At 37.2% G+C, this 11,003-nt stretch carries 8 protein-coding genes; 1 reads left to right on the top strand and 7 read right to left on the bottom strand.

The window, feature by feature from the left end; all coding sequences use genetic code 11:
- The first annotated feature begins 167 nt into the window (after nucleotides 1-167).
- Entirely contained in the window at nucleotides 168-875 is a 708-nt protein-coding gene (gene pepE / locus ACRD7B_RS19005) for a dipeptidase PepE (protein ID WP_430826220.1), read from the top strand.
- Between the two features lie 29 nt (nucleotides 876-904).
- On the opposite strand, the gene xseB is transcribed toward pepE, so the two are convergent.
- The 7 genes from xseB to ACRD7B_RS18970 form a co-directional block, all read right to left on the bottom strand.
- Entirely contained in the window at nucleotides 905-1,105 is a 201-nt protein-coding gene (xseB, locus tag ACRD7B_RS19000) for an exodeoxyribonuclease VII small subunit (RefSeq protein ID WP_430826219.1), read from the bottom strand.
- 6 nt (nucleotides 1,106-1,111) lie between these two features.
- Nucleotides 1,112-3,343 carry a tetratricopeptide repeat-containing sensor histidine kinase gene (locus tag ACRD7B_RS18995; RefSeq protein ID WP_430826218.1) on the bottom strand — a complete coding sequence of 744 codons (2,232 nt, stop codon included), beginning with the start codon at nucleotides 3,341-3,343 and terminating at the stop codon, nucleotides 1,112-1,114.
- A 66-nt stretch (nucleotides 3,344-3,409) separates the two neighbouring features.
- On the bottom strand, nucleotides 3,410-4,786 hold the full coding sequence (xseA, locus tag ACRD7B_RS18990) for an exodeoxyribonuclease VII large subunit (protein ID WP_430826217.1): 1,377 nt from the start codon (nucleotides 4,784-4,786) through the stop codon (nucleotides 3,410-3,412).
- A 3-nt stretch (nucleotides 4,787-4,789) separates the two neighbouring features.
- Nucleotides 4,790-6,445, bottom strand: a complete 1,656-nt coding sequence (locus ACRD7B_RS18985) for a S8 family serine peptidase (RefSeq protein ID WP_430826216.1) — start codon at nucleotides 6,443-6,445, stop codon at nucleotides 4,790-4,792.
- Nucleotides 6,429-7,283, bottom strand: a complete 855-nt coding sequence (locus tag ACRD7B_RS18980) for a toxin-antitoxin system YwqK family antitoxin (RefSeq protein WP_430826215.1) — start codon at nucleotides 7,281-7,283, stop codon at nucleotides 6,429-6,431. Before ACRD7B_RS18980 ends, ACRD7B_RS18985 begins: the two co-directional genes overlap by 17 nt.
- 156 nt (nucleotides 7,284-7,439) lie before the next feature.
- Nucleotides 7,440-9,356 carry a molecular chaperone DnaK gene (gene dnaK / locus ACRD7B_RS18975; RefSeq protein WP_430826214.1) on the bottom strand — a complete coding sequence of 639 codons (1,917 nt, stop codon included), beginning with the start codon at nucleotides 9,354-9,356 and terminating at the stop codon, nucleotides 7,440-7,442.
- 402 nt (nucleotides 9,357-9,758) lie between these two features.
- Nucleotides 9,759-11,003 (bottom strand): efflux RND transporter periplasmic adaptor subunit, encoded by a 1,245-nt coding sequence (locus ACRD7B_RS18970; protein WP_430826213.1) that lies wholly within the window; start codon nucleotides 11,001-11,003, stop codon nucleotides 9,759-9,761.

The following is an 11,003-nucleotide window of genomic DNA, read 5'->3' as shown; positions in this document are numbered from 1 at the left end:
TAGCGCCGATGGTACTGCGTAGAAGTGGGAGAGTAGGTCACCGCCTTTTTTTAAGAAAAGAGCAATCACAATGTGGTTGCTCTTTTTTGCGTTTATATACTTCACTCAATTTTATACCTCCTCTTTATTACTTATATTAATACCCTCAATTAATAAAAAAGTGTACGATGAATTTATTGTTAATAAGTAACTCAACCATGGCTGGTGAGGCCTATTTGGATTATCCAAAACAGAATATTTCTGACTTCTTAGGGAAAGAAAAAACAACTTGTCTTTTTATTCCTTATGCCGGTGTAACTGTGTCGTTTAACGACTATGAAGCAAAAGTAAAGAGTCGTTTTAATGAAGTGGGGCACGATGTGGTTTCAATACATCGCTTTGATGATCCGGTAAAGGCAGTAGAAGAAGCGGAAGCTATAGTTGTTGGTGGAGGAAGTACGTGGCAATTATTGCGAATGATTCATGATAATAAATTAACTGAACCAATTCGTAAAAAAGTATTTGGCGGCACTAAATACATTGGTTGGAGTGCAGGTTCAAATCTCGCTTGCCCAACTATAAAAACAACCAATGATATGCCAATCATTGATCCGTTAGGCTTTGATGCTTTAAACATGATTCCTTTCCAAATTAATCCGCACTACCTTGATGCTAATCCTGAAGGTCATGGCGGTGAGACGCGTGAAGATCGTATTATGGAGTTTTTAGAGCTTAACAGGGAAACAACTGTGGTAGGTTTACGTGAAGGTTGTATGTTTACTTTTGAGAAAGGTAAGATTGGTTATATTGGAGATCTTTCATTGCGAATTTTTAAATATGGAGTTGATCCATATGAAGTGCAAGCTGATAGTGATTTTGAATTTCTAATGAAATAGTAAATAAAAAGGAGGCTTAGCCTCCTTTTCTATTCATCAATCGATTTTAATATTTTTTCAACTTCTACTTCGGTTTTGTGAAGTTTATCTTTGCAAGTTTTAATAAGTGCACTAACGCGCTTTACTTTTGATGATAACTCATCAACATCTAACTCTTCATTCTCTATTTGCTGCAGAATGTCTTCTATTTCACCAACAGCTTCTTTGTATGTTAATTTGGGGTTTGTCATGTTTTATTACTCTGTTTTGTCAATTGGTAATGTGAAATAAAATTTGCTACCTTTTTCCAGTGCGCTTTCGGCCCAGATGGTTCCTTTATTAATTTCAACAAATTCTTTACATAGAACAAGCCCGATGCCAGTCCCTTTTTCATTAAACGTTCCTTTGGTTGAAAATGTTGAATCTACCTGGAAAAGTTTTTCAAGGTTTTCCTGTCGCATGCCAACACCTGAATCTGTAATGGTGACTTCCACCATTTCACCTTTTTTAGACGCGGCAACATAGATTACACTACCCACCCTTGAGAATTTAATGGCATTGCTTATTAGATTACGTAAAACAGTGCTGAACAGATTAAGATCAGCCCAGGCCACCAATTCTTTTTCAACCTTTGGACTTATAACAATGTCTTTTTCTTCAGCATTCAAGCGCAGTAAAGTTACAATATTATGCGTATGGATTGAAATATCTAAAAGAGCAGGATTGTATTCTGTAGTACCCAGTTGTGTTCGTGACCATTGTAATAAGTTTTCAACCAAGCTTAAAAGACGTTTAGTCGAAGAGTGTATTATCTGAGAATATTCGATAACTTCTTTATTGTTTTTTGATTCTGCATGCAAAGCAAGCATTTCAGCAAAGCCCATCAATGAGCTGAAAGGACTCTTTAAATCATGTGCAATAATGGAGAAAAATTTATCTTTAGTTGCATTTAATTGACCTAGTTCTTCATTTTTTTCTTTTAATTGACGACTAGTGTTTCGCCTCAATCTGAACAATAAGAAAAGTATTATTAGAAAAATGAGCAAGGCAATGCTTACTATAAGATAAATGGTTCGGGTACTTTCAGCTTTTGTTAAATCTAATGATTTATGAATGTTTTCTTGCTCCAACTTTGAAATGGTTTCTTCTTTCTGAAGCAAATTATATACTGCTTCCATACGAACGCTATTGGCAATAGCCTTTTCGTCAGTTAGAGAATCCTTTATTTCGACATGAAGTGTTTTATAGTGTAAGGCCTGTTTGTAGTTATACTGTTTTTTGTACAGATCAGATAAGCTATTATAACATTGTGACAATATTGTTTTTTCACTATACTTAATGGCCAGATTTTTTGATTTTTCAAGGTAATGCTCGGCTTGAGAATAATCGTTATAAGATAAAACGGTTTGTCCAAGGTGAAGATAGGTTTCAGCTTGTAGCGCTGGATCGTTAAAATTGACAAGTATTTTTAAAGCTTTCTCAAAGTAGGTAATGGCCTTATTGAAGTGTTTTCCTGTTTGGTGAGCTCGTCCTATATTCACATATGCAACGGCTATGTCTGCGCTATCGGTTTCATCGTTGTTATGCGACAAGGAAATAGTGTAGTTGTCGAGTGCGGATTGCACATCGCCCAATTCAAGAAATACTTCACCGATATTATTGTAACAATCGCTAATGCCTTTGGCATCGTTCAGAGCGTTATATATTTTAAGTGATTCGCGGTAGTTACGAATGGCAGAATCATATTGTTTTAGCGAATACAATACATTGCCCAAGTTGTTAAGTAAACTTGCTTTACTTCTAGTATTGTTATTAAGTTGGTTAAGTTCTAAAGCCCGTTCGAGACAGATTAATGCCTCGTTGTATTGCGCCAATTGGTTAAGTACGACGCCCTTGTTTGTAAGGGCCTTGATTAATAATTCCGAATCATCAATGGTTTCACCAATTTGTAATACCTGATTGAAAGAGCTTAATGCCTTGGAGTAATTACGCTGATACCAATACATGGCTCCAATGCTATTCTGTGCGTTTCCTAGTTTAAGTTTTTTATCTGAATCTAAATAATATGAACTAGCTTCGTTTAAATATGAAATGGCAGAATCGTATTCATTATTAGCGGATGCAATCCAGCCCAGGTAATTGTATGCTTCGCCTATTTTATCTATTTCGTTAATAACGTCTCTGTACGAAGTGGCTAAAATAAGTACATCAGTTGCCTCATTATAGAAATTATTTTCATACAATACGATACCAGTATTCAGGTAGGTTTGAAATTTGATTGGGTCCGATTCTTTTTCAGATAATTCATTGATAGCCAAATTACATAGCTCAATAATTTTATCCTTAGATGTAGAATCGTTGATTTGTTCGAGGTAGTGTGCCGCCGACTGGCTTGAGCTGACAGATTGAGCGCTACTGTTTTTACAATAAATATTAGATACTAATATCACCAGCACCAAGAACCTAGATAGATTTGGATTAAATATCATTTATACGTGTTATTCCCCTGTTAAAACGAACTAAAAATATAAAAAGCATTGATTATTTAACCCTCTTTAGTCATTTAATTTTTCAATGCGACTGATAAAGCTTCCTTCCTTGAGCTGAGTGTATATCTCGTCACCTATAACTAAGCCTTTACTACCCTTGATAGGCTTGTTGTTTTTATAAGATATACTGTAGCCTTTCTTTAAAATATTTTCAGGAGATGAAAGGGCATTTGTTTTTTCGGCCAAAATCAATTGTTGTTGTTTGTTTTTTATAAACGAAGCAAGTTCTAGTTTTAGTTGTGCCTTTTGAAATTCACACTTTTGCGTTTTTACTTGTACTTGTTTTTTTGTCTGGTAAAGTATGGATTCCTTGATGTGAGAAAAATTGGAGTGTTGTGTTTCGAAGTATGATTTTACAGAAAAACTTAAACGTTGAGCGGCTTCAACAGGTTTGCGTTTCTGTTTCAAAAGTATTTTCGAAACCAAAGGTTTAAGAGCGCTTGTTGCCAACTCTAATTGATGTTTGCTGCTTGCCAATTGCTGTTGTGTTATATTTATTATTTGCCCTTGCAAATCATCAAGGTAAGCCTTGAAATTTTCAAAACGATCAATAATAAATTCGGCTACTGCAGTTGGTGTTTTTAGTTTGGTATGAGCCACCAAATCGGCAATGGATTCATCACGCTCGTGACCAATGCCTGTAATTATTGGTAAAGGAAATTGGGCTATGTTAATGGCCAATACATAACTGTCGAAACACATAAGGTCAGCTGTTGATCCTCCACCTCGAATTAGTATTACAGCATCAAATGTAGCTTCATGTTCGTAAATTCGTTCAAGGGCTGAGATTATCGATTGTTCAGCATCGTTACCCTGCATTATCGCCGTAAAAAGATGGTGATATATTTTAAAACCAGATGGATTATTGTTTAACTGGTTTATAAAGTCTTCATAACCCGCTGCTGTGGGTGAGGATATAATTGCCAATTTTTGAGGAAGAGCAGTAAGTTCTACCTCTTTATTCATGTCTATTACACCTTCCTCTTCAAGTTGACGAATTATGTCCAGCTTCTTTTTAGCAATGTCGCCAAGTGTGTAGGAGGGATCAATGTCTTTAATGTTAAGACTAAAACCATAAACCTCTTGAAACTCAATACTAACCTTAACTAGAATCTTTAGACCACTTTCCAATTGCTGTTTTGTACTTGTTTCAAAGTACGGTTTGAGCATTCGGTAAGTAAATGCCCAAATTGTAGCTCTGGATTTGGCAACAATGTTATCCGATTCTTCGTCTTTTTCAATTAGCTCTATATAGCAGTGACCACTTCTTACAGTTCTTATTTCACTAATTTCGGCAATAACCCAGTAGGTATCCGGAAAGGAACGCTTAATGTTATTTTTTACCTGTTCGTTTAATTGCAGAAGTGTTAACTGTTCAGCCATATCTTATTGTTTCATGACTTTAAAATGCTGTCGATCATTACCATTCTCGATTAGCAATAGGTATAAACCTGAGGGAAGATGCGATAATTGATCTAATTCAAAGCAATTTTTATTTTCGTATGCCTTGCTTATTTTTAATTTGCCTACAAGGTCGTATAGCGATACTCGTACTGCCCCGTTTAGTGCAGATGTATTCATGTTTTGAATCGTTAGTTTCCCTTTGAAAGGATTTGGGCTTACGCGCCATGTCTTATCTTGTGTCTCAATAAAAGGAATATCAGTTTTTAATGCCAGATTAAAATCAGGTACACCATTCCCCAAGGAATAATCTGGCTTAAGCACATTATGACAACTTGCTATAATAATATCCATTATCTCATTTGAAGTGTATTCAGGTAGGGCTTGCCAAAGACAAGCTGCCATTCCTGCAACCACTGGCGCTGAAAAAGAAGTACCATTACCTAAACGAATACCACCATTGGTACTTTGAACCGCCGTCTTATAACCTAAAGCTGTTAATTCAGGTTTTAAGCGTTGATCAAAAGTGGGACCGTACGATGAAAAGCTGGCTCTAGTGCTATCACTTTGCATGGCACCAATGGATAAAATGTTACTAGCATCAGCAGGAGCGCCAATGTATTTCCACGAACTGCTACCCTCATTTCCGGCACTAACAACAACGAGCATTCCTTTAGAAGCGGCAATACTTGCAGCATGCGAAGCTCTTGTTGTACCAATCATGTCAGCATAAGTATAACTATTAAAGGGGGCATCAAACTTATAGTATCCTAGCGAACTGTTTATAATATCAACACCCGCACTATCTGCGAATTCGGCAGCGCAAACCCAATAATCTGCTTCAATGGGAGTCTCCGAACCAGCGTCTTCGGAACGAATTAACCAATAGCTGGCATCGGGTGCCGTTCCCATGTAAGTGCCAGGAATATGGCCACCCATAATGGATAGAACCATCATGCCATGGTCATTTTCATTAAAGATATTTGAATTAGGGTCTACAAAATCTTTGGTACCCAATATTTGATTATTATCCCAAAGGTGGAGTAAGGATGGTAGTTGATCAGCAGAATCAAAGCCAGCATCAATTACTGCAATATGAATATCTTTTCCTTTTAAATCTTTCTCGTGTAGCTTATGTCCGTTGATGGTGCTTATTTGCGTCCAAGCGGCTCCGTAGTCATTGACGGCTTCGCTTTTTAGTACGTCACTAATGATTGGATCTTTCTTAATCGAGCTACTTGCTGTTGTTGGTGCTTTTGTTTTCTCAAGCGAAGTAATAAAACTTACCCGACTGAGCGTATCCATTAATTCCTGATCAGAAGAAAAAACAATGGCTGCATTTAACCATTTGCTGGTGTGCTTAACTGAGATACCAAGACGCTTTAAACTATCGGTATAGTACGAAGATACCGGTAAGTCTTCTTGGGTAATTGCAATGTTTTGTTTAACGCGCCTCTCAATAGCACGTGCCGATAAAAAAGCTAAGGGTTTATCAAGGCTGTATTCAGAATGGTTTTTATCGCTAAAGGAAACAAGATAGCCATCGCCTTGTGCATTTGCAATAAATGTGTTGGCCACAATTATCAGGCAAATGAAAGTAGTGAGGCGTAATATGGTGTTTGTTTTAACGAATGTATTCATCCGGGTTGTTTTTCATTTTTTCAGGATCTTTAATCAGATGCTTATTTTTCTCGAATTCAGCTTTCTCCTTGGCTTTTCGTTCCTCAATGACTTCCGGATTTAAAAGAACACCATCCTTATATTTTAAGATGTAATTGACTTTTCCATCCTCAAAATAAAAAGTCCATTTACCATCTTCTTTATCATTTTTATAGCTAGCATCTATTTCTAATTGACCACCTTCGAAATAGTATAAGTATTTTCCTTCCAACAAATCATTTATGTACTCAGCTTTTAATAAAACGGCTCCACTTTGAAAGAACTTATTCCATTCGCCATGCTTTAAACCCTTATTGTAAGCATAGGTTTCAGCTATTTTACCATCGGGGTAATACACAAGGGCCTTGCCATGTTTCTTGTTGTTAACAAATTCTTCGGTGGAAGCGATGACCTGTTTTGCAGTATAATAAGTCCAGGTTCCTTCTTTACTTTTGCCTACAAATTTTCCTTTTGACGCTAATTCTTCTTTATCATCGAATAATTCGGCTTCTCCATTAACACCTTCGGCATCGTAAACAATGCGCATACTCATTTTTCCATTCGGATAATATCTGATGTATTCTCTAACTGGTTTGTCATCTTTAAATGTAGCCGTGTAGAGAGGTGCCCCACTCGTATATCTTTTTTCCCATTTTCCTTGTTTCATCCCCTTAGCGTCAGTTTTATTATAATCCGCTGGGATAGGGGCTACCACTTTTTTCTTAGATGGTACTTTATTGCCAAAAACATCTGTTGTTTGCGCAGTGGCTAACGATGAACAGAAGATTGAAATAATGAAAAGGAAATATTTGATTCGCATTTTATATAATTTTTTATTGAAATCTTATTTTGAAATATAATGAACAACATCTACTACCTGTTTTTGGTTACTCATTAATTCCAAAACAGTTTCAAAAATACAAAAAAAAAGTCCTCTTAATTGAGGACTTTTTAAGCTTATATGCTAATTGAAGAATTATTTCACTTCTTCGAAATCAACGTCGGTTACTTCGTCGTCTTTACCGCCTTGTTGTCCAGCATCTGGTCCTGGTTGCGCTCCTGCATCAGATCCTGGTTGTCCACCTTCGGCTTGGCTGGCATTGTACATCTCTTGAGATGCCGCCTGGAAAACTGTATTTAACTCAGTTGTTGCTGCTTCAATTGCTTCCAAATCTTGAGCTTTGTGAGCTTCTTTTAACTTCTCAACAGCTGCTTCGATAGGTTGTTTTTTGTCAGCTGGTAATTTGTCGCCAAACTCCTTAAGTTGCTTTTCAGTTTGGAAAATCAAACTATCAGCACCATTCAACTTATCGATTTTTTCTTTTTCCTGCTTATCCGCTTCAGCATTAGCTTCAGCTTCATCCTTCATGCGTTGAATTTCTTCATCAGATAAACCAGAAGAAGCTTCGATACGAATACTCTGCTCTTTACCGGTTGCTTTATCTTTTGCAGTAACATGTAGGATCCCATTTGCATCAATATCGAAAGTTACTTCGATCTGCGGTGTTGCACGTGGTGCTGGTGGAATTCCATCAAGGTGGAAACGACCAATTGTTTTATTATCCTTAGCCATTGAACGCTCACCTTGCAATACGTGAATCTCAACCGATGGCTGGTTATCAACTGCTGTTGTAAATGTCTCTGATTTCTTGCTCGGAATAGTAGTGTTAGCTTCAATCAACTTAGTCATTACACTACCCATTGTTTCAATACCCAATGAAAGCGGCGTAACATCTAATAACAATACATCCTTAACTTCACCAGTTAATACACCACCTTGAATAGCTGCACCAACGGCTACAACTTCATCAGGGTTAACACCTTTTGAAGGCGCTTTACCGAAATATTCCTTAACAACTTCCTGGATTGCAGGTATACGTGTTGAACCACCTACTAAGATAACTTCATCAATGTCAGATGGTGATAAACCAGCATCTTTTAAAGCTGCCTTGCAAGGCTCAATTGTATTCTGAATTAGTTTGTCAGTAATTTGCTCGAATTGTGCACGTGATAATGAACGAACCAAGTGTTTTGGAATACCGTCAACTGGCATGATATATGGCAAGTTGATTTCTGTACTTGTAGAACTTGATAATTCAATCTTAGCTTTTTCAGCAGCATCTTTCAAACGTTGAAGCGCCATTGGGTCTTTACGTAGGTCGATGTTTTCATCTTTCAAGAATTCATCAGCTAACCAGTTGATGATTGCATCATCAAAGTCATCACCACCAAGGTGAGTGTCACCATTCGTTGATTTTACTTCGAATACACCATCACCTAATTCAAGTACTGAGATATCGAAAGTACCACCACCAAGATCGAATACGGCCACTTTCATGTCGCGATCCATCTTGTCTAAACCATAAGCTAAAGCTGCTGCTGTAGGTTCGTTGATGATACGGCTAACTTTCAAACCAGCAATTTCACCAGCTTCTTTAGTAGCCTGACGCTGTGCATCGTTGAAATAAGCAGGAACAGTTACCACTGCCTCTGTTACTTCCTGACCCAAATAATCTTCAGCTGTCTTCTTCATTTTCTGAAGAACCATTGCTGAAATTTCTTGTGATGAATACTGACGGTCGTCGATTTGAACGCGAGGTGTGTTATTGTCACCTTTTACAACCTTATATGGTACACGTGTTACTTCGTTAGGAATCTCATCAAACATCGAACCCATGAAACGCTTAATCGAATAAATCGTTTTTTCAGGGTTAGTAATTGCCTGACGTTTTGCAGGATCACCTACTTTACGCTCACCACCTTCGATAAATGCTACAATTGATGGTGTTGTTCTCTTTCCTTCGCTATTTGGAATTACAACTGGCTCGTTTCCCTCCATTACGGATACACACGAGTTGGTTGTTCCTAAGTCTATACCAATAATTTTTCCCATTGCTATATATTTATATTTTTTGTTTTTAGTTTTGAATTACACGAGCCTTTTAATCAAATGGTGTGCCAAGAGGGAAATAGTGTTTTTTCAAGTAATAATGACAGGAACTTAATTGTAGACTTAAAAACTTTGTCAGGTAAGGTGACAATATGACAAGCTATATTAGTTTAGGATACGGTTCTTTATGGCTAGATGAAAAAAAAAGAACCGTTCCGTTTTGCCTCGGCAGGCTCGGCAACCTACCTCGGTGAGCTATTCTGCAACTAGGTTGTTGTTGTTATTAACCAAGACCTCGGCTATTCTCGGTCACCGACTTGGTTGTTATCTGCTCATCGAGCTTGCCGAGATGGCATTTGTACCTGTGTCTTAAAGTATGATGTTTTTTATAATAAAACACGATTATTACAAACGCAATAAAGGTAATTCACTAACATTATCAGGAGCGTTCAGAAGAACTTTATCTCTCTCTTGCAAGCCTTCAGTGATTTGAAAGAAATCTTCATTTTCGAGATTAACTTTAATTTCTTGTCGTTTGGTCTGAAAACCATCCTTTATGACAACATAGCGTAAGGTATCGTTGCCAAAAACTGCTTTTTTATCAACAAAAAGTGCATCAGTAATGGAGTTGGTGATTATGGTATTAGTTGTTGTCATACCCGGTAAAAGGGTTTCTTTGTAATCAGAGAGCTTAACGATTACCTTGAAGCTATTTTGGAATTCGCCAGGATTGTTTTGGCCAACATTAGCAATGCTTAATATTTCACCTTTGAATGATTTTTTAGGAAAGGCATCAATTTTAATTTCCACCTGTTGATTGGTTTTAATCTTAGCAATGTCAATTTCCTTTACTTGCATCTCTGATATGATAGAACTTAAATCGGGAAGCGTTGCAATCAATGGCATCCAGCGACCCACTCGCGATCCAACTTTTACTTTTTGACCATTGTAACCAGTACCATAGATAATCATACCGTCGGCAGGAGATACAATTGTTAATTCACTTCTTAATTGTTCAAGTAGTTTTTGTTTGTTTTCATATCGATTAACCCTGCGTTGACTTCGTGCTATCCTTGATTTATGCTTTTGCGTTTTAGTAATTAAATCGCGTTGAGCTTTTAATAAAGCTCGTTGCGCTTTTTCAAACTCAATTTGTGTTTGACGTTGAATGGCCTTTGATTCAAACGACGACTGTTCGACCTTGAGTTCAGAGTCAAGTACACGATCGTGTTCCTTCTGAATTGTTTCTCTCGATGCAGCCAATGCCAGGCTTGAATCGATCTTAGCATCTTCCACAAACGTGTATTGCTCGTTAAGCTTTTCAGTTACGCTAGCTAAATTCTCTTCAACCTCGGTTGGTTCAAGCTTAGCAACTTCTTCGCCTTTTTTTACAATTTTCCCTTCCTCAATCAAGCTGAGGATTTTCATTGCCCATATGTCTACTTCCTCATTAAAGCTAACCTCTGGTACTTTGATGTCCATGGCATCTTGAGCTTTTAACTCACCTGTGGCAGTAACGATTGTTTCAAATAGTCCTTTTTGCACTTGAGTAATCTGTTCCGATTTATTTTTAGAAGCCCAAGGCTGCCAGATAATGACAAGAAGAATTATGACAAACCCTGATATATAGACGATCTTTTTTTTGTTCAT

Origin of the sequence: Carboxylicivirga fragile, from assembly GCF_050589805.1 — a bacterium.
Taxonomy (GTDB): Bacteria; Bacteroidota; Bacteroidia; order Bacteroidales; family Marinilabiliaceae; genus Carboxylicivirga; species Carboxylicivirga fragile.
The sequence above is the reverse complement of the archived record's forward strand: the minus strand, read 5'-3'. Positions and strand labels throughout refer to the sequence as shown.